9 protein-coding genes are annotated in these 20,988 nt (G+C 37.1%); 2 read left to right on the top strand and 7 right to left on the bottom strand.

Translation table 11 applies throughout. The features are described from left to right. Window positions 1-71 precede the first annotated feature (71 nt). Entirely contained in the window at window positions 72-953 is an 882-nt protein-coding gene (gene dapA, locus ACNRYB_RS13330) for a 4-hydroxy-tetrahydrodipicolinate synthase (RefSeq protein ID WP_473727537.1), read from the bottom strand. Between the two features lie 15 nt (window positions 954-968). Beyond that, complete coding sequence (locus ACNRYB_RS13325) at window positions 969-1,481, bottom strand: DUF6913 domain-containing protein (protein WP_473727536.1); 513 nt, start codon at window positions 1,479-1,481, stop codon at window positions 969-971. A gap of 47 nt (window positions 1,482-1,528) precedes the next feature. Here ACNRYB_RS13325 and ACNRYB_RS13320 point away from each other — a divergent pair, with 47 nt between their 5' ends. Beyond that, complete coding sequence (locus tag ACNRYB_RS13320) at window positions 1,529-2,308, top strand: 5'-nucleotidase C-terminal domain-containing protein (protein WP_473727535.1); 780 nt, start codon at window positions 1,529-1,531, stop codon at window positions 2,306-2,308. A 159-nt stretch (window positions 2,309-2,467) separates the two neighbouring features. Then, the gene (locus ACNRYB_RS13315) at window positions 2,468-3,379 is read left to right on the top strand and encodes a bifunctional metallophosphatase/5'-nucleotidase (protein WP_473727534.1); all 912 of its coding nucleotides are present in this window, start codon (window positions 2,468-2,470) and stop codon (window positions 3,377-3,379) included. Here the strand turns inward: ACNRYB_RS13315 and ACNRYB_RS13310 are convergent. The 5 genes from ACNRYB_RS13310 to ACNRYB_RS13290 all read right to left on the bottom strand — a co-directional run bounded on the left by ACNRYB_RS13310 (window position 3,366) and on the right by ACNRYB_RS13290 (window position 20,353). Further along, on the bottom strand, window positions 3,366-4,058 hold the full coding sequence (locus ACNRYB_RS13310; protein ID WP_129749119.1) for a hypothetical protein: 693 nt from the start codon (window positions 4,056-4,058) through the stop codon (window positions 3,366-3,368). The genes ACNRYB_RS13315 and ACNRYB_RS13310 overlap by 14 nt on opposite strands. Then, entirely contained in the window at window positions 4,048-6,051 is a 2,004-nt protein-coding gene (ligA, locus tag ACNRYB_RS13305) for an NAD-dependent DNA ligase LigA (RefSeq protein WP_473727533.1), read from the bottom strand. Before ligA ends, ACNRYB_RS13310 begins: the two co-directional genes overlap by 11 nt. A gap of 243 nt (window positions 6,052-6,294) precedes the next feature. Continuing rightward, window positions 6,295-8,232: an OmpA family protein gene (locus tag ACNRYB_RS13300; RefSeq protein ID WP_473727532.1), complete on the bottom strand. Its 1,938-nt coding sequence runs from the start codon at window positions 8,230-8,232 to the stop codon at window positions 6,295-6,297. A gap of 11 nt (window positions 8,233-8,243) precedes the next feature. Further along, the gene (locus ACNRYB_RS13295; RefSeq protein WP_129749122.1) at window positions 8,244-9,176 is read right to left on the bottom strand and encodes a PorP/SprF family type IX secretion system membrane protein; all 933 of its coding nucleotides are present in this window, start codon (window positions 9,174-9,176) and stop codon (window positions 8,244-8,246) included. Window positions 9,177-9,223: 47 nt separating this feature from the next. Further along, window positions 9,224-20,353, bottom strand: coding sequence for an Ig-like domain-containing protein (locus tag ACNRYB_RS13290; protein ID WP_473727531.1), 11,130 nt, complete (start codon window positions 20,351-20,353; stop codon window positions 9,224-9,226). Window positions 20,354-20,988: the final 635 nt, after the last annotated feature.

Below are 20,988 nucleotides of genomic sequence, written 5' to 3'. Positions count from 1 at the left end.
GCAAATTTAGTTATTAATTTAGCTACTGCAAAATAATTTTTTAGTATCTTAAAATACTAACACTTTAACAATTATTTAATGCTGTTTTTTACAAACTCATTAAGCCTTGCCGCTAGAGAATCATCAACAGAAACCAAAGGAAGACGAACACTATTTTCAGCAATTCCAAGCGCTTGGAAGATTTGTTTGATTCCGGCTGGATTTCCCTGCTCAAAAATCATATCAATGCTGTCTGATAAAAAGTAATGTGTTTTGAAAGCGTCTGCGGCTTTTTTATTCAATCCTAAACGAATCATTTCTGAAAATTCTTTAGGAAAACCTTGTCCAATTACAGAAATAACTCCTGCTCCACCCGCTAAAACGATTGGAAGCGCCAGCATATCATCTCCAGAAATCACCAAGAAATCTTTTGGAGCATTTTTAATAATCTGCATTGCTTGAGCCATATCTCCAGCAGCTTCTTTAATTGCTACAACATTTTTAAAATCGTTAGCCAAACGCACCACTGTTGAAGGAAGCATATTGCTTGCAGTTCTTCCTGGAACATTATATAGGATTACAGGAATTGGAGAAGCTTCAGCAATTGCTTTAAAGTGCTGATAAATTCCTTCCTGAGTAGGTTTATTATAATATGGAGAAACAGATAATATCGCTTCAAAAGCAGAAAAATCTCTTGTTTTTAACTCTTCTACAATCTGCATAGTATTATTACCTCCAACTCCTAGAACTAGAGGCAGTCTTCCCTTATTCACATCGATTACAGTCTTTATAACCAATTCTTTCTCTTCTGCTGTAAGGGTTGCATTTTCTGCCGTTGTTCCCATCACAACAAGATACTCCACTCCTCCATCTATAGAGAAGTTTACAATTCGCTGTAAAGCTTCAATGTCAACTGAAAAATCTTTTTTAAATGGCGTTACAAGTGCAACTCCAGTTCCTATCAATGATTGCATATTAATAATTATAATTTATTTTATATTTTTTAAATACCTAAACAATTCTGAAACGAACAGTTTATAGTTTCCTAATCCCGTATTAATCATCAAACGATTCAGATTTTGATCTACAGCAGAAAATCCGACTTTAAATTTAGCTTTTGATTTGCTGGTTGCCAACATCAAAAAAACATTTTCAACATCGTAATAACTCAGTAAAAGATCAAATTTTGAATCTAAAAATTCATTCACAAAACCTTCTGTAATTTCGCCATTCCAATTGATGTGTTTTTTACCAAAAGTTGGGCGAGAATAGCTCTCTTTTTCCTTAGTTTTTTCTCTGTAGGCAAGAACTTTTATATTTTCTAAAGCAATTCCATGAAGTGTTAGCTCTTGAATTAGTGCTTCTGAAGACTCAAAAGAGTTCTCATCTATCAATAAACCAATTGTTTGAACGTTTTTAGTAAATACTTCGCTTTTTTCATTATTTAAATTAACATTTAATGATTTTTTTACAAAAAACTCCTTTATATAATTCAAAAACATAGTACTTTTACCAGATTACAAAATTAATTATTTAAGTTGCATTTAAAATGGTAAAACTAAAAAAGTATAACGGATTTTTAAAACTTTTTGTTATATTCTTAACACTTTTTTCAATCTCTTCTTGTAGTACAAAAAACTACAATCTAACTAAAATTGAGGGAAAACAAGTTCCAGTTACCGAAAAAGCTGGAGAAACTTCTGAAATTGAAAACTTCATTAAACCTTATCGTGATCATATTAATCAGGATTTGGATAACGTATTGGCTTATTGCCCAGAAACTCTTGACAAAAGCACAGGAAAATGGCAAACTGGCATTGGAAGTTTAATGGCAGACGTTTGTGTACAAAGAGGTAACATTGTTTTTAATGCTCGTGAAAAGAAAGATATTGATATATGCCTTTTAAATCATGGCGGTATTCGCGCTATTCTTCCTAAAGGGAATGTTACAACTAGAACGGCTTTTGAAATTATGCCTTTTGAAAATAGTTTGGTTGTGATGGCCTTAAAAGGAGATCAGATCTTAGAAATTGCTGCCTATATTATTAAGGAGAAAAAACCTCAGCCTTTGTCTGGAATGACATTTACTATCACAAAAGATAATAAGGCAAAAGATATAATGGTTCAAGGGAAACCGCTTGATCTAAACAAAACGTATTATGTTGCCACAAATGACTATTTAGCAAATGGTGGAGACAGTATGACTTTCTTTGCAAAAAGCACTCAAAAGTTTGACTTAAACTACAAACTTAGAGATGTTTTGATTGATTATTTTAAAGAAGTAGACACCGTAGTTGCTCCAAAAAATATCAGAATAACAGAAGAATAAAAGAGTTTGCCGCGACTCGAGCGATAGCGAACAGGCGAAGCAATTACACCAATTTGCACAAATTTTTAAATGATTGAAAACCAATTCATGTTAATTCGTGAAATTGGTGGCTAAAAAAAATTAAAACGACATAGCGCCTCTGGCAAAAAAATATATAAAATGAAAAGAAGAGAGTTTATCGAAAAAACAGCAGCAAGTACTGCCCTATTAAGTTTAGGATTGTCTTTAAGCAGTTTTGAAAGTAACGATATTAAGCATCTAACAATTCTACATACGAATGATGTGCACAGCCACATTGACCCATTTCCTGCTGATGATCCGCGTAATCCTAATAAAGGTGGCGTATCTCGTCGTGCGGCTTTGATTGAAACTATCCGTAGAGAAAATCCTAATGTTCTTTTGCTAGATGCTGGAGATATTTTTCAAGGAACACCATACTTTAATTATTATGGGGGCGAATTGGAATTTAAACTCATGAGCATGATGAAATACGATGCTTCAACAATTGGAAACCACGATTTTGATAATGGTCTTGACGGTTTATACGCACAGCTTCCGCATGCAAGTTTCGACTTTATCAATTCTAATTATGATTTCAAAAACACGGTTATGGACGGGCATGTTAAACCATACAAAATCTTTAACAAAAACGGAATTAAAGTTGGTGTTTTTGGTGTTGGAATTGAACTTCAAGGTTTAGTAGACAAAAAATTATACTTAGAAACGGTTTATAATAATCCTGTTGAAGTTGCTCAGGATATGACAAAACTTTTAAAACAAGAACAAAAATGCGATTTAGTAATTTGTCTTTCACACTTAGGCTACAAATACAAAGATGAACCAACTAAAATAAGCGATTTGACATTTGCTGCACAAACTCAGGATATAGATCTTATTATTGGAGGCCACACACATACTTTCTTGGATAAACCTACAATAGTAAAGAACAAGGCTGGGAAAGATGTGCTGGTAAATCAAGTGGGATGCTACGGAATTAATTTAGGCCGTATCGATTTCTATTTTGACAAAGACAAAGCACATACAAACCAAAGCGCTACTATTGTGGTATAGTCTTTCTTTGAATTCTAGCTTTTTCTAAAAAGTATTCTACCATAAAGAAATAAGCTAGAATTTGAGTTGTATCTCGTATTAGGACTAGAACAACCGAATACGAGAAATACTCATTAAAAATATAAAAGATATCAGAGAAGATGTAGCTTATTGCCATGAGCGACATTAGTAAAGCTATATGTGTACCTTTTGTGATGTAACTTACAAAACAGAAATAGCTTAATATACTGAGAACGATTCCGTATACAGTGTAAATCCAAATAAATTTTCTCATACTGTCAAGCTGCAGACTCAAAACAGAAATCAATAAATACACTATAAAAACAACTACAATAGAAATTGGCAAAATATCTCGTTTAGTTAGTTTTATCCGTTCATGTTCTCTAATAAATAAGGTAACAATTAAGCTATAGACCACCAGAAAGCAAAGCACTCCTCCTAATTCGGAACTTTCTACATCCATCAAATCATAAACTTGTCCAACAAAACAAAAGAGAAAAATGACACCTTCTGTTTTTTTTATTTCGAACTCACTGCTAATTAAATAATAAATAAAAATAGCAGGAAGAACAATCGCTTTTGAGTATGTCGCAAAAACTTCTTGCTGAGTCCAATCAAAAATAATTGTACACAACAAGGCAAAAAAGAACAAAATTAATGACGGTTTATTAAGCTTCATTCAGTTTGTTTATAAAATCTTCTTCTGATAATATAGGGATGTTTAGCTTTGTTGCTTTTTCCAGTTTTGCTGGTCCCATATTATCTCCTGCCACTACAAAATCTGTTTTTGCAGAAATTGAGCTTCCTACTTTTCCTCCGTTATCTTCGATGGCTTTCTTTAGTTCGTCTCTAGAAAATTGACTAAAAACGCCAGAAACCACAAAAGTTTTTCCAACAAATTTATCAGTAGCATTTGGGTTTATTTTTTCTTCAATTTCAAATTGAATTCCATAACTTTTTAAACGTTCAATAATTTTTTGGTTTTCTTCATTTTCGAAGAATTCAATCACACTTTTGGCAATTCTTTCTCCAATTTCATCAACCAGAACTAAATCCATTAAAGAAGCTTGGGCTAAAGCATCTATATTTTTATAATGTTTAGCTAGTTTTTTAGCTACAGTTTCTCCCACAAAACGAATTCCTAAAGCAAATAATACACTTTCAAACGGAATTTCTTTTGATTTCTGAACTCCATTTACCAAGTTTTCTGCTGATTTTTGAGCCATTCTTTCCAAATGCAGAATATCTTCTACTTTCAATTCGTACAAATCAGCATAATTGTGCACTAAACCATTCTTAAATAACAAAGCAACTGTTTCGCCTCCAAGGCCTTCAATATCCATTGCTTTTCTTGAAATATAATGCTGGATTCTTCCAATAATCTGCGGAGGACATCCATAAAAATTAGGACAGTAATGATTGGCTTCACCAACATTTCGAACCAATTTGGTGTGGCATTCTGGACAATAAGCAATATAATGGGTTGGTTCTGAATTTTCAGGACGTTTTTCTAAATCTACTGCAATGATTTTTGGAATGATTTCTCCCCCTTTTTCAACAAAAACAGTATCGTTTATTCTGATGTCTAATTTTTCTATCTGATCAGCATTATGAAGAGAAGCTCTTTTCACAATTGTTCCTGCAAGCTGTACAGGCTCCAAATTCGCCACTGGTGTTATAGCTCCCGTTCTTCCGACTTGATACGAAATTGATTTTAATACAGTTGAAACTTGTTCTGATTTGAATTTGTAAGCAATTGCCCAACGTGGTGATTTTGCTGTATAACCTAATTCTTCCTGATGCTGAATACTATTGACCTTTATCACAACTCCATCTGTTTCATAAGGTAAATTATGGCGGTGAGTATCCCAATGATTAATAAAGTCAAAAACCTCATCCATACTGTTGACTAGTTTTGCTTCCATAGGCACTTTAAAACCCCAGCTTCTAGCCAGTTCCAATCCTTCATATTGAGTCTTGAATGGCAAATTATTCCCTGTTACAAAATAAAGAAGACACTCCAGCGGACGTTTGGCAACCTCAGCGCTGTCTTGCAATTTCAAACTTCCTGAAGCTGTGTTTCTTGGATTTGAATAAGGTGTTTCACCAATCTCTATTAATTCCTGATTCATCTTTTCAAAACCAGCAAATGGAAGAATTATTTCGCCTCGAATATCAAATTTATCTGGATAATTTCCTTTTAAATGCAAAGGAACTGATTTGATTGTTTTAATATTAGTTGTTACCTCATCACCTTGAAAACCATCTCCACGTGTTAAGGCCTGAACTAATTTCCCGTTTTCATAAGTAATGCTTATTGAAGCTCCATCATATTTTAATTCGCAAGTATATTGCAAACTAACATTTCCTAAAACTTTCTGAATACGGTTTTCCCAATCCAAAAGGTCTTCTTTAGAATAAGAATTATCCAAAGAATACATTCTATACTGATGCGCAACTGTTTTGAAATTTTTGGTAACAGCTCCACCAACTCTTTGTGTTGGTGAGTTTTCGTCAAAAAACTCTGGATGTTTATCTTCTAAATCCTGAAGTTCTTTTAGTTTAATATCAAAATCATAATCTGAAATTGTAGCATTGTCTAACACATAGTAATTATAGTTGTGTTGATTAAGTTCATTTCGTAATGCTTGAATGGTCTCTTGAATGCTCATAAATTGTAAAATATTGCAGATTATTGTAATGAAAAACTGAATATCAAAATTAGAATTTATTTTTGTTACAATGCAGAAAAAATAAAAGTTTTAGAAATCAAAAATCAGACTGCAAATTCATGCAGCCTGATTTTCTCCTTGTCCATTATTCTTAAAAAAGAATTAAAAAAAACCAACTTCCAAATGGTTTCGACGTTTTATATTTTTAACTGAAAATCAACATTTTACAGCGCAAATATAAAATTATTTTTGAATAATGATAAAGTCTGAACGTCTATTTAACAGATGCTCTTCTTCAGAACATTTTACACCATTTTTACATTTATTAATTAATCGGGTTTCTCCATACCCAATGGCACTTTCAATTCTAGAAGCATCTACGCCTTGCGAAAGGATATAATCTCGAGTTGATTTTGCTCTATTGTCTGAAAGTTTCAAATTGTAGGAATCTTTTCCTCGCGAATCGGTATGAGATTCAATTTTGATTCTAATGTTTGGAAACTTCTGCATAATGAAAACAACCTTAGATAATTCTTCTACCGCTTTTGGAGTAATGTCATACTTGTCGTAGTCAAAATAAATAGGGTTTACATCTACTTTTTCAACTCCTTGTTTTTTAACCACCAAATCATCATAATTGCTTAATTCAAAATTCACATCTTTTATTTCGCCACCATTTTGATCTGTTGTTTCTACAGTTTTATCGTCACTGCTGTAATTTGGTTTTGCAGCAATCATTTTGACTACTTTGTTACAAGGAACTTCGATAGCATATTTTCCATCAAAATTTGTTTTGGTTTCTCCTAAAACTTCGCTAAAAGAGTTGTATGCCATTATTGTAACATCTGTTAAAGGCTTTTTCGTTTTTCGATCTATTGCCATTCCAGAAATACTTTGGTTGCAAACTGGTTTTCCTTTTACAAAAGAATACATATCGTCGTCTCCTTTTCCTCCTGCTCTATTTGAAGAGAAATAGCCATAAGCATCTGTTTTGTCAATTATAAAAGAAAAGTCGTCTTTGTTGCTGTTAATAGGCGCTCCAAGGTTCTTTGGCACTGAAAAAGTTCCGTCAGCCTGAAGCTTACTTTCGTAAACATCCAAATCTCCCCAGCCGTAGTGTCCATCAGATGAAAAATATAAAACTCCGTTTTGAAAGAAAGGGAACACTTCATTACCTATCGTATTAATATTTGGCCCTAGATTTTGAGGTGAACTCATTGTTCCATCAGCCGCTATTTTTACCATGTACAAATCGGTTTCTCCTTGTCCACCTGGCATGTCTGAAGCAAAGAAAAGCAATTTTCCATCTTCACTTAGTGAAGGGTGTCCAACAGAGTAATCATCGCTGTCAAAAAACACTTTTTCTGGATTTTCCAGTTTATTATTAACAATAGATCCTTTTACAATTTGGAAATTATTTACTCTTGCTTCATCAACAACCAATTTGTTTTTCTTTACAATATTAGTCGAATAATAAATTGTTTTTCCCTGATTGTCAAAACTTGCCGTTGCTTCGTGATATTTGGTCATTACATTTGGAAGAAAAACCGTTTCATTGAATAAATTTCCATCTGCTGGATTTCTTTCTGCGATATACAGGTTAAGAAAAGGCTGATTGTTCCAAGTATACAATTTTTCACTAAACTTTGTAGTATCACGAGCCGAAGTAAATACGACATTGTCTTTAAAAAATGTAGCTCCAAAATCTGACTTACTGGTATTGATATCTAAATTTTTAATGGTATAAAGAGGTTTTGCCTTTGCTACGCTATCCATATATTTCTTTTGGGCAACGTATCGGTTAATCTCTGCTTTATCACCTTTTTTATCTAAATACTCTTTTGTGATTTTATCTGCTTCATCATAATCCATAACTGCTTTCATAGATTGGATGTAACGCAAATAGTAAATATCAGTCAGATTATTTCCTTGCACTTCATACAACTTTCTGTACCATTTAAGTGCATTTCTAGAATCAGAAATAAAATAATAGGAATCTGCTGCATTCTTCAAAGTCTGTGCTGAAGGATCTTTTATGTTTTGCAAACATTCTTCATAAGCTTTGGAAGCATCCGAATAAGAAAAGCTTCTAAACAAAGCATCGGCTTTCTTTAAGTTAGTTTTTTGAGCGAAACTAAACGTAACGCTCAAAATTAAACATAGGATATATAGTTTTCTCATAAGTTTTGTTTTTAGAAGAATCGAGGAGATTTAATTTTACTTTGTTTTTGCACAAATTGATAACGCAAGATGAATTCGTGAGAACCATCATTGTATTTGTTCAATTGACTTACAGTGTAATCAAAAGCATATCCAAGAAAGAAACTTGGTGAAATTTGAAAACCTGCTAATATGCTTACCGAATCGTCTGTTCGATATGCTCCTCCTATAACAAACTTTTCCTGAATCATGAAATTTGCCGATATATCTGCTGTAAGTGGAGCACCACTCACTGCTTTTACTAAAAATGCTGGTTTAAATTTCAAATTTGGATTCAAATCAAAAACATAACCTCCCATTAAATAGTAATGCATACGATCATAATTAATAGACTCTTGAACATCGTCATAGTAATCATTCTGAATAAAACTCGGAATAGAAAATCCTACATACCATTTTTCTGTATAATAGTAAACTCCTGCTCCAACTGCTAGTTTCATCTGATTGTTAATATTCTGATTTAACAAAACATCATCATCATCGTAGTATCTTCCTTTAGACCAATCGATGTTTAACATCCTAGTACCAGCTTTTACACCAAAAGCCAATCTTTGTTCATAGCCAAGAGGTATTGAATAAGAGAAATTTCCATCCAAATACAGTTCATTTGAAGGTCCGATTTTATCATTTACAACGCTTAAACCTACTCCTAGTTTTTCATTTCTAAGTGGAGAATGAATGGAGAAAGATTGTGTTTCTGGAGCGCCTGGCATTCCTACCCATTGAGAACGATATAAAAGTGCTGCTTCTATGGTTCCGGTAGATCCAGCATACGCTGGATTTACCGCCATAGTGTTATACATATACTGCGTATATTCGGGATCTTGTTGTGCCGAAGCGCAAACCGTAATAAAAGAACATATTAAAATTAAATATGTTTCTAATGATTTTATATATAGTTTCATAACGATACTTATTTAGTTTAATTAATTAGATGATTAATAGAAGTGGGTTATCTCATGATAGACAACCATCCTTTTTTAACCGTTCCATCTCCAATGGTTATCACATAAAAATAAGTACCTGTTGGCAGCATATCTCCTCTATTAATTACACCGGATACATTTGCTGTTCCGTTCCAATCATTTTCATAATGTGCTTTACTATACACTAACGCTCCGTATCTGTTAAATACTTTCAGCTCGTTGTTTGGATAAGACTCAATACAGTCTATTCTGAACAAATCGTTTTTGCCATCATTGTTTGGCGTAAACTCATTGTAAACAGTTAAACAAATTGGCACTAATGTTACCGAAGCTGAATTATTTGATGCATCAACATCTAAAGGAGTTGAAGTTTCGACAGTTGCTACAGCAGTATAATTTCCATTTGGCAGAACTTCTGCAACAATTGTCAATACTACACTTTGACCTGCATTTAATGTTGGTATTGTCCAAAGCTGTGTTGCTGGGTCATATGTTCCTGATGTTGCAGATGAACTCACTAATTGTAGACCGCTAGGAAGTAAATCACTAACAAGTGTGTTAATAAAATCGCCTTCACCTACATTGTTTACTGTAATAGTAAAGGTTACTTGATCACCAAAATTTGGAGTTGGATTATCAACTGTATGAGTAATCGTTAGATCTGAACAACTTGCTACAGTAACATTTAAAGTCTTCATTGTTCTTTCGTCACAATTGTTAACATAAGCTACAGTTACAGTTCCTGGTCCTATGTCTGACCAAGAAACGGTTACAGACCCATCGTTTGTACCTCCGCCTGAGATAATAGTACCTCCGTTAATAGTCCATACATAATTAGACTTTCCATTTGCAATTGAATAAGTTACGCCTTTGAATACGCATGGAGTATCATCTGTAGAAGCAATTTGAACCGCTGCATCATTTTCAAATGCAATTGTAATTCCTAATCTTGGTCCATTATCGCAGCCATTAAATGTATTGGCTAATGATCCTGCATAGTAAGTCGTTGCGGTAAGCGGAGTATTATTTGCTAATGGTGCTCCGCCAGTTGCAGATGCATACCAAACTACATTTGCTTCGTTTACCAAAATATTAGCTAATGTTGGCAAAGCAGACAAACAGAATGTCTGTGTTGTTCTTGGTGTTGTAATCACACTTGGTGAATTTACATTTACCGTAACAGCTAATCTTGTTGGATTTTCACAACCTATAGCGCTTGAAACCGCTCCATAATAAGTACCTGTCGCAAGAGCTGTTGTTGGTGGAATTGCAGTTCCTCCCGCAGCTGTGCTATACCAAACCACATTTGCTTCGTTTACTTGAATATTTGCCACCGTAGGCGAATTTAAAGTACAGAAGTTTTGAGTTGTATTAGCTGTAGTTGGCGTAGGGCTCGGATCTACTACTGTCACTGTTACCTGAAGACGAGTTGAGCTTTCACAACCTGCTGGATCAACAATACTTCCAAAATATACTCCAGAAGTAAGCGCTGTTCCTGCAGGAATAGCAGTTCCTCCAGTTGAAACTGTAAACCATGTTACATTGCTTTCATTTACTTGAATATTTGCAATAGTTGGTGCATTAGCAGAACAGAAAGTCTGTGCTGCATTGTTTGTTGTTGGATTTATTGTATTACCAACCGTTACAGCGACTTGCAATCTCACGCTACTTTCGCATCCTGTTGCTGGATCTTTAATTGCTCCAAAGTAAGTAGCTGTTGTTAATGCAGCTGTCGAAGCTAAAGCAGTTCCACCAGTTTGCGTTGTGTACCAAACTACATTGCTTTCGTTCACTTGAATATTAGCAACAGTTGGGTTTGTCCCTGTACAGAAAGTCTGTGTCGCAGCATTTGTTGTTGGCGTTGCTGGATCCGTTACATTCACATCAACCGATAATCTTGTAGTGCTTTCACAACCTGTTGCTGGGTCTGAAATTGCTGCATAGTATGTGCCGCTTGTTAAAGCTGTAGCTGATGGAATCAACGTTCCGCCTGTTAAAGCTGTGTACCAAACTATGTTTGTTTGATTGAACTGTACGCTTGCAAAAGTTGGAGCATTTACCATACAGAAGTTTTGCTGTCCAGGTGTTACTAAAGTCGGTGTTCCTGGATCGCTTACAATCACGTCAACCGCCAATCTTACAGCGCTCTCGCAGCCTGTTGCCGGATCTGAGATTGCCGAATAGTATGTGCCGCTTGTTAAAGCTGTAGCTGATGGAATCGCCGTTCCGCCTGTCAGAGCCGTGTACCATACAATACTAGCTTGGTTAAACTGAACACTTGCAAATGTCGGCGCATTTGCCTGACAGAAGTTCTGTGTTCCCGCAGTCACCAATGTCGGTGTTCCAGGATCGCTCACAATCACGTCAACCGTCAGTCTTACAGCGCTCTCGCAGCCTGTTGCCGGATCTGAGATTGCCGCATAGTATGTGCCGCTTGTTAAAGCTGTTGTTGGAGCTATAACTGTTCCGCCTGTTAAAGCAGTATACCAGACAATATTAGCTTGATTAAACTGAACGCTTTCAAATGTCGGCGCATTTGCCTGACAGAAGTTCTGTGTTCCCGCAGTCACCAATGTCGGTGTTCCAGGATCGCTCACAATCACCTCAACCGCCAGTCTTACAGCGCTCTCGCAGCCTGTTGCCGGATCTGAGATTGCCGCATAATATGTGCCGCTTGTTAAAGCTGTTGTTGGAGCTATAACTGTTCCGCCTGTTAAAGCAGTATACCATACAATATTAGCTTGGTTAAACTGAACGCTTGCAAATGTCGGCGCATTTGCCAAACAGAAGTTCTGTGTTCCTGCAGTCACCAATGTAGGTGTTCCTGGATCGCTTACAATCACGTCAACCGCCAGTCTTACAGCGCTCTCGCAGCCTGTTGCCGGATCTGAGATTGCCGCATAGTATGTGCCGCTTGTTAAAGCTGTTGTTGGAGCTATAACTGTTCCGCCTGTTAAAGCAGTATACCATACAATATTAGCTTGGTTAAACTGAACGCTTGCAAATGTCGGCGCATTTGCCAAACAGAAGTTCTGTGTTCCTGCAGTCACCAATGTAGGTGTTCCTGGATCGCTTACAATCACGTCAACCGCCAGTCTTACAGCGCTCTCGCAGCCTGTTGCCGGATCTGAGATTGCCGCATAGTATGTGCCGCTTGTTAAAGCTGTTGTTGGAGCTATAACTGTTCCGCCTGTTATGGCTGTATACCAAACTATGTTGGTTTCATTTGTCTGAATGCTTGCAAATGTCGGTGCATTTGCCAAACAGAAGTTTTGTACTCCCGCAGTCGCCAATGTCGGTGTTCCAGGATCGCTCACAATCACGTCAACCGCCAGTCTTACAGCGCTCTCGCAGCCTGTTGCCGGATCTGAGATTGCCGCATAGTATGTGCCGCTTGTTAAAGCTGTAGCTGATGGAATCGCCGTTCCGCCTGTCAGAGTCGTGTACCATACAATATTAGCTTGGTTAAACTGAACGCTTGCAAATGTCGGTGCATTTGCCAAACAGAAGTTTTGTACTCCCGCAGTCACCAATGTCGGTGTTCCAGGATCGCTCACAATCACGTCAACCGCCAGTCTTACAGCGCTCTCGCAGCCTGTTGCCGGATCTGAGATTGCCGCATAGTATGTGCCGCTTGTTAAAGCTGTAGCTGATGGAATCGCCGTTCCGCCTGTTAAAGCTGTGTACCAAACTACGTTTGTTTGATTGAACTGAATGCTTGCAAATGTCGGTGCATTTGCCTGACAGAAGTTCTGTGTTCCAGCAGTCACCAATGTAGGTGTTCCCGGATCGCTTACAATCACGTCAACCGTTAATCTTGAAGCGCTCTCGCAGCCTGTCATAGGATCTGAGATTGCTGCAAAATACTGGCCTGTTGTCAGAGCTGTAGTAGATGGAATCAACGTTCCGCCTGTTATGGCTGTATACCAAACTATGTTGGTTTCATTTGTCTGAATGCTTGCAAATGTCGGTGCATTTGCCAAACAGAAGTTTTGTACTCCCGCAGTCACCAATGTCGGTGTTCCAGGATCGCTCACAATCACGTCAACCGCCAGTCTTACAGCGCTCTCGCAGCCTGTTGTCGGATCTGAGATTGCCGCATAGTATGTGCCGCTTGTTAAAGCTGTAGCTGATGGAATCGCCGTTCCGCCTGTCAGAGCCGTGTACCATACAATATTAGCTTGGTTAAACTGAACACTTGCAAATGTCGGCGCATTTGCCTGACAGAAGTTCTGTGTTCCTGCAGTCACCAATGTAGGTGTTCCAGGATCGCTTACAATCACTTCAACCGCCAGTCTTACAGCGCTCTCGCAGCCTGTTGCCGGATCTGAGATTGCCGCATAGTATGTGCCGCTTGTTAAAGCTGTAGATGATGGAATCGCTGTTCCGCCTGTTACAGCTGTATACCAAACTATGTTGGTTTCGTTTGTCTGAATGCTTGCAAATGTCGGAAGATCTTCTTTACAGAAATTTTGTGTTCCTGCGGTCACCAATGTTGGTGTTCCCGGATCGCTCACAATCACATCAACCGCCAGTCTTACAGCGCTTTCGCAGCCTGTTGCCGGATCTGAGATTGCCGCATAGTATGTGCCGCTTGTTAAAGCTGTAGCTGATGGAATAGCTGTTCCGCCTGTCAGAGCAGTATACCAAACTATGTTGGTTTCATTCGTCTGAATGCTTGCAAATGTCGGAAGATCTTCTTTACAGAAATTTTGTGTTCCTGCAGTCACCAATGTAGGTGTTCCCGGATCACTTACAATTACATCAACTGTTAATCTTGAAGCGCTCTCGCAGCCTGTTGCCGGATCTGAGATTGCCGCAAAATATTGTCCTGTTGTAAGAGCTGTAGTAGATGGAATCAGCGTTCCGCCCGTTATGGCTGTATACCAAACTATGTTGGTTTCATTTGTCTGAATGCTTGCAAATGTCGGCGCATTTGCCAAACAGAAGTTTTGCGTTCCCGCTGTTACCAAAGTTGGAGTTCCTGGATCATTTACATTTACTGTAACTGCCAATCTTACTGAACTTTCACAACCTGTAACAGCATCAGTAGCTGCTCCATAATAAATTCTTGTTATTAGCGGAGTGGTCGAAGCAATTACATTTCCTCCCGTAGCTGCATCATACCAAATAACATTGTTCTCGTTTACCTGAATATTAGCAACTGTTGGCGCAGCAGATAAACAGAAATTCTGAGTGCTATTTGTAGTTGTCGGCGTATTTGGATCACTAACAATGATTACTGCATCTTGCAATGTTCCTGCTAAATTTTCACAGGTATTAGTACTTGCAACAGCTACATAATATGTTATAGGGCTTACTGCTTTTGTTAACCCCGTAACGGTTAAAATACCCGCAGCATCTATAGCATAAGTGACTCCTGCTATTACAGCCCCATTTGTAATTGGCTGTGTTTTATTGGCATCTAAATACCAAGTGAATACTGGACTAGTTAATGTTGGTGCCGACGGAGTTAAAGATGCTGGAATACCATTACAAACTATCACATCGTCAACCAAAATATCATTTACTATTGAAGGAGGCAGAATTGTGAATGTAATTTGTTTTCTGTCTGCTGCTGCAGTTTCACACAATTCATCTGAACTTACTCCAACAAAATAAGTATAAGTTCCAGGAGCCAATCCGTTTACTATCAACTGTGCAGTTGTTTCACCTGTTATTAATTGACTTGTTGTTCCATCAAAACGATACCAATGATAAATAGGATTTGTTAAAACTGGTGTTCCGCTTAAACTTGTTGCTAAAGTAACAGTTCCAGAAGCAGAACAAATTGATGTTGCTGTTCCTCCGTTTAAAGTAATATCTGTCAAAGCATTTACTGGAGCAGAAGCTTTTACTTCAACAGTAACTTCTCCTCTCGCGTAATTCTCGCAACCATAACGAACTGGCTGTACATAATATCTATAAATTCCTGCAGTTAAATTATCTGGCACCGTAAAAGCAGGTCCAGTAGCCACTAAGTTTCCTCCTGTCTGTGCATCGTACCATCGATAAGTTGAACAGGCTACTTCAGGAATTTGGAGCGTAATATCCGTTCCCGGACAGACCGTAATTTTATTCTGTGGATCTGCGCCAATGACCGTCGTATTAGCTGTTCTTTCTACAGTATGAACTCTTAAGAAATCTAACACTCCTGCAACACCTCCCAAACGAATTCTAACTCTATCATAAATTTCTGTTGGAGAAGATACCAATACCATCGCTAATGTATTTCCTGGCAATAATTTTATACTTAATAAAGTGCTAGTATTTTGAATTGGAGCACCAACTGCTACATTTCCTAAATAACGCTGAACTGAAAACCCTGTAAGTAGATTCACGCTTAAAAGAGTACCTGGTTTAGAAACCACAATTCTTAAAGTATCACTAAGAACAGATGGTGTTTTAAATTGCACCGTTAAATCTGCAGCTGCCGCAACTCCAACTCCACTATACATTGTAGCAAAAGTTGTTACGTCATTATCAGCAACATTCCAAGCATCACTTACTCCTATTAAAGCAGTTGCTGCGCCCACAGGAAGGTTTATATCTGTTGCTCCATAAAATATATCCTGAATATCTCCTGGAGTACAAGTTACCGATGTAACTGGTTTATTATAATGAGCATCAAATACTTTAGTGTTTTGGGCAACACTTAAAAGAGAAGCTGATTGAATACGAATACCATCATAATCTTGTGGTCCAGATGCATCTGAAGGAACAAAAGTAAATTCATAAGTATTGTCTCCTGAAATTAAGTTTAACAATGACCCTGATACAGGCTGCATTGCTCCTATAGGAGTCCCTCCAATGGTTCCTACTACTGATAAGTTCTGGCCAACAGCCAATAAACTATATTCAGATCCTAATTTAACAGTCACTGGGGTACCTTTTGCGATAGTAGATGACCATGTTAGGTTCTGCCATGTTGTTCCAACTCCCAAAAGTCCTAAACCTGTTGTAATTGTTGAGAATGTCTGAGGATTTCCATCAACTGCATTAGCCCCATTTGAAACACCTCCAGTGATTATAGAACCTTGAGATTGCGCAGAGGCATAAACTCTTTCTGTTAAGTTTTGGCAACTTGTAAGATCTATTACATTGATTACCTTAGTTGCAGTTGCAGTACAAGTTCCATCACTTGCAACAGCTGTATAAGTATAAACTCCCGGAATATTTAATGGACCAGTTGTAAATGGAGGTCCAGCAATTGGATTTCCTTGCGGATCAAACCATGTAATTGTTCCAGTAGAAACTGCATTTAATGGAACATCTGTTCCAACGTTAACAGATTCTTGCGGAGTAGTTACTGCCAAACTTGGTAAAGCATTAATTGTTACCGTTACAGATTGTTTAGCTGAAGGACAAGTACTTGTTGCACTTTGTGCTTCTATAGAGTAAACCCCACTTACTGTTATATTTGCAGCCGCATCAGCAGTTATAACATTATTTGAAGGATCGTAAAAAGTATAAGTAGTGGCTCCTGTCGAATCAAAATTAGTGATTGCATTTACCAAGTTAGCACTCCCACAGGCTTGCAATGGCGTAGCGATAACAGTTAAAGGAGTTGTTGAAGGGAAATTAACAGTCACTTGTTTTAAATCTCCATTCACGTTTTCACATGTACCACCATTTAGTGCAGAAATATAATAATTATAAGGAGCTCCAACAGCCGTTAAGCCGCTTAATGAAAGAACACCTGTAATAGCATCTTTTGCGAATGTTACTCCGCCAATAACACTTCCGTCTACTATTTCTGTAGTTTTATTTTGATCTGTGTAATATTTGAATTGAACGCCTGCAATAGCAGAAGATGGTGTTAAAACCGCCTCTCCAGTACAAGTCGCTTCAACTGGACTTGTAATTACAATATCTGCTGCAGTCGGTATTGGCAGAACATTAACTGTCACAGCTTGACGTAGGCTGTTTATACAAGTTCCACGAGTTGCCTCTAAATAATAGGTAGTAGTAGTTGATAAAGCTGCTGTTGGAGATACTGTTACAATATTTCCTCCTGTTGGAGCATCATACCATACAAAAGTTTCTCCTCCCGCTGAAGTTGCAGATAAATTAGCTGTCTGACCAGCACAAATTGGTGCTGCAGCTCCAGTAATTGTAGCATTTGGATATCTATAAGCCGCTTGATAAATATATAAATTACTCAATAAAGTTGCAGTACCTCCTAAGCGCACTTCTATACGATCAAATGGCGCTGTTGCAGTGAAACTAGCTTTAAATTTATTTCCAGATAATAATTGAATATTCAATAAATTATTATTTATCGCAATTCTATCATTGTTATATGTTCCGCCATTATATGTTGCTAATGTAATATTAGATAAAACACTTATATCTAAAAGTCCTCCTGGAACTTCTAAATCAACATCTATAATATCTCCAGTCTGACCAGGATTCGGAAAAATCAGCTGCTGTTGAAGGTAAGCACCTACACCTATTGGAACACTTAATTGTGAATAAGTATTGATATCGCCATCAACAGATGCATTTGGATCAACAGGCGCACATAACACACATAATATTCCATCATTTGATGATACCTGAGAGTTAGCCTGTAAACAAGTACTAGCACTCGCTATCACTGTAACTGTAACCACTCCTCTTGTTGTATTAGGACAATCAGTTGTTAAATCAGAAGCCTCTACATAATAAGTTTGATTACTTGTTAATATTGGAGTCGTAAAGGAAGTAACATTACTAGCTACTAGATTTCCATTTGTTGCCGCATCAAACCAATTGTATCTTACTCCTGCAACTGGATTTGCAATAGTCAATGTAGCACTTTGACCAGACTGAATAATTACATTAGATGATGTAAAAGTTGGTGTTGCAGGTATTGGACTTACAGTCAAATTTACTGCTGTGCGGGTTGGCGTTGTACATGCACCAATAGCAGCTTCTACAAAATAAGATGTATTGACAGTTAATACAGGAGTTGTAAACGAATTACCTGTAAATAATAAAGTACCGCCTGTTGCAGCATCGTACCAATTGTAAGTAGTGCCAGCAACTGGAGCTTGAACCGTTAAAGTTGTAGTTTGCCCATTACAAATTGTTGTTGGCGATGCAGTAACTGTAGGCAATACTGGATTATCAATTAATACCTGTACTGGATTTCTTTCGCTATTCACACAACCATTTCTTGTAACTTCAAGATAATAAGTTGTTGGCGCCGTTAAAGCAGGAGTTGTAAATGCCGCTGTAGAAGCTAATGAAGCTCCGCCTGTGGCAGTACTATACCAATTTACAGTTTCTCCTACTGATAATGCTGCTGTCAAAGTCGTACTTGATCCGCTGCAAATAGTTGTATCTCCCGTTATAGTAGGGACTTTGTATTTATATGCCGCTTGATAAATATCCACGCTTGTCAAAACTGTTGCTAGACCTCCTAGTCGAATCTCTACTCGATCAAAATTGGCTCCCGCTATAACGCTTGCTCTAAATCTATTGCCACTTAATAATTGTAAAGTAATAAGAGGATTATTAATAGCAACTTGATCATTATTATAGGTAAGTCCATTATATGTTGCTAGACTTACTGCACTTAATAACTGTACGTCAGCTAAACCTCCTGGCAATTCTAATTCAACATCAACAATATCTCCAGCTTTTCCCGGATTATTAAATTGTAATGTCTGTTGAATATAGCCATTCACCAATCCAACTGGAACAGTTAATCGAGTTGCAGTTGCCGTATTTCCATCTACAGAAAAATTCGGATTTGCAGAACTACATAATAAACACAAACCGTTTTGAGTAATCTGCTGACTTCCAGCTTCAAGACAACCCATAAGTGACGCTGGCTGAACCGTTACAGTAACCGGTACTCTAGTTGCACTTACACAATTTCCATTTGGACTTTGCGCTTCAACATAATAGGTTTTCGTAGCTGTTAAAATTGGCGTTGTAAAAGTAGCTGTATTTGTCGCAACTGCTGTTCCGCCAGTAGCGGTTTCATACCAATTTAATTGTGCCCCAACTTCTGAAGTCGTTGCGTTTAAAGTTGCATTCTGACCAGATTGTATTGTTACACTTTGTGTCAAAACTGTTGGTGTAGCTGGAACAGCTGTAGAAACAACATTAACCTGAGTACGAGTTGGACTAATGCAGCTTCCTATGGAACCTTCCACAAAAAATGGAGTAGTTCCTAAAGGAACAGTAGGCGAATAAGTCGTACCTGTTGCTAATGCAGTCCCTCCACTTGAAGTAGAATACCAAGAATAAGTTGTTCCTGGAACAGCATTTACGACCGACAAAGTAGTCTGCTGTGTAGCTCCGGTAGAACAAACTATAAGCCCAGTATTACTAATAGCTGGCGCAACTGGGTTAGAAACATTTAAAACAACAGGTACACGAACATTTCCTTCGCATCCTGCCGCTCTAGTTATCCCTATATAATATGTTGTATTTGATGTTAAAGCTGGAGTAGTATAAGTGTTTCCCACTGCTAAAGCTGTTGTAGAAAATTCAGAGCTATACCATGCTAATGTAGTGCCTGCTGCAGGTGTTGCGGTAAGAGTTGTTGGAACTCCAGCGCAAACTGTCTGTGATAAACCACCTGTTACAGTTGGCTGTGCAAATTCTAATCTAACATCATAAATTCTTAAATTCACCAAGAGACTTACTAAACCTCCAACCTGTACTTGAATTTGGTTGGTATCGCCTGTTATCGGAAACTTTGCAACAGCAACAGTATTGCCATTTAGTAAGTTTAAATTCAAAAGCGGACTGTTTAAAGCCACACTTGAACCCACATTTGTTCCAGAATTTTTCGCTTGAATCGAAGCATTTGATAATAAACTTAAATCAAGCAAACCATTACCCGTACCAAAGTAAATAGCAATTTGGTCACCTGCTCGTGCCGTTTGGTTTAAAGTCATTGTTTCTTCAGCGAAACATCCCAGCAATCCAACACCATTTGTTAGAGTTGCATAAGTAGATAAGCCAGCACTATCATAAGCATTGGCTGGACTATTAACATCTACTCCTATACATAAAAGTCCTCCTCCCGTACTATTTGTCTGAGACACAGGTCTACAAATAGTCTGAGAGAATGCATGAGTACATATAAAGAATAAAGTTAAAAGTCCTAATAATCTCTTTTGAAAGAGATTACAAAAAGTAAATTTTTTTTTCATAATTTGGAAGATTAGAAAATGGACAATAAAACACCTCTTGCAGTAAGTGCACGCACCTACGCAATTAAACAATCAGTTAAAAATCAAACAGTTAAAACAAAATATAGTGACTTATAAAAAAGCTCAACAATTCTGTTTTAGTAAAAAAATATGATGAATTCGGTACACCAAAATATACCGGAGAACAAATTCTATCTCTCTGAGATAAAATAAGCCCTGCTTTTTGAGGAAAAATGATTTTCGTCAATTTTCCCAGAGGAGTGATTTGTTGTAGGTCTAATTTTCATAACGAAAATTTTTAGTTGGAATAGAATTGGGGATTCTTCTATATAATGAAATTCAATTTTTAAAGAAAGTTGATTAGTCCTTCTCTAAATTTAGCCATAAAAGCTAAAATTCTGAATTGTTTATATCCAATAAAATAATTACTCCTTATAAGCAACTCTCCTAGAGGGGTACTTAAAAGACAGTAAATTAAAATGCAAACCTTTTAAAAAAAAACTTAATATAGTGTAACGATTAATATTATCGTGGAGATGGAGTAAGCTTATTAGATTAACAAATAAAGCTAAAACAAAGTAAACAACTAAAGTAAATTTGATAAAGAAAGTAATTGTCAATTCCATACGCAGACT

It is taken from the genome of Flavobacterium sp. CR10 (genome assembly GCF_055814415.1).
This window is presented reverse-complemented; position numbering and strand designations above follow the sequence as displayed.

Excerpts from the sequence above, each read along its gene's own strand:
- ACNRYB_RS13325 (WP_473727536.1), bottom strand. The coding sequence starts at position 1,481 with ATGTTTTTGAATTATATAAAGGAGTTTTTTGTAAAAAAATCATTAAAT.
- dapA (WP_473727537.1), bottom strand. The coding sequence starts at position 953 with ATGCAATCATTGATAGGAACTGGAGTTGCACTTGTAACGCCATTTAAA.
- ACNRYB_RS13310 (WP_129749119.1), bottom strand. The coding sequence starts at position 4,058 with ATGAAGCTTAATAAACCGTCATTAATTTTGTTCTTTTTTGCCTTGTTG.
- ACNRYB_RS13315 (WP_473727534.1), top strand. The coding sequence starts at position 2,468 with ATGAAAAGAAGAGAGTTTATCGAAAAAACAGCAGCAAGTACTGCCCTA.
- ACNRYB_RS13290 (WP_473727531.1), bottom strand. The coding sequence starts at position 20,353 with ATGAAAAAAAAATTTACTTTTTGTAATCTCTTTCAAAAGAGATTATTA.
- ACNRYB_RS13300 (WP_473727532.1), bottom strand. The coding sequence starts at position 8,232 with ATGAGAAAACTATATATCCTATGTTTAATTTTGAGCGTTACGTTTAGT.
- ACNRYB_RS13295 (WP_129749122.1), bottom strand. The coding sequence starts at position 9,176 with ATGAAACTATATATAAAATCATTAGAAACATATTTAATTTTAATATGT.
- ligA (WP_473727533.1), bottom strand. The coding sequence starts at position 6,051 with ATGAGCATTCAAGAGACCATTCAAGCATTACGAAATGAACTTAATCAA.
- ACNRYB_RS13320 (WP_473727535.1), top strand. The coding sequence starts at position 1,529 with ATGGTAAAACTAAAAAAGTATAACGGATTTTTAAAACTTTTTGTTATA.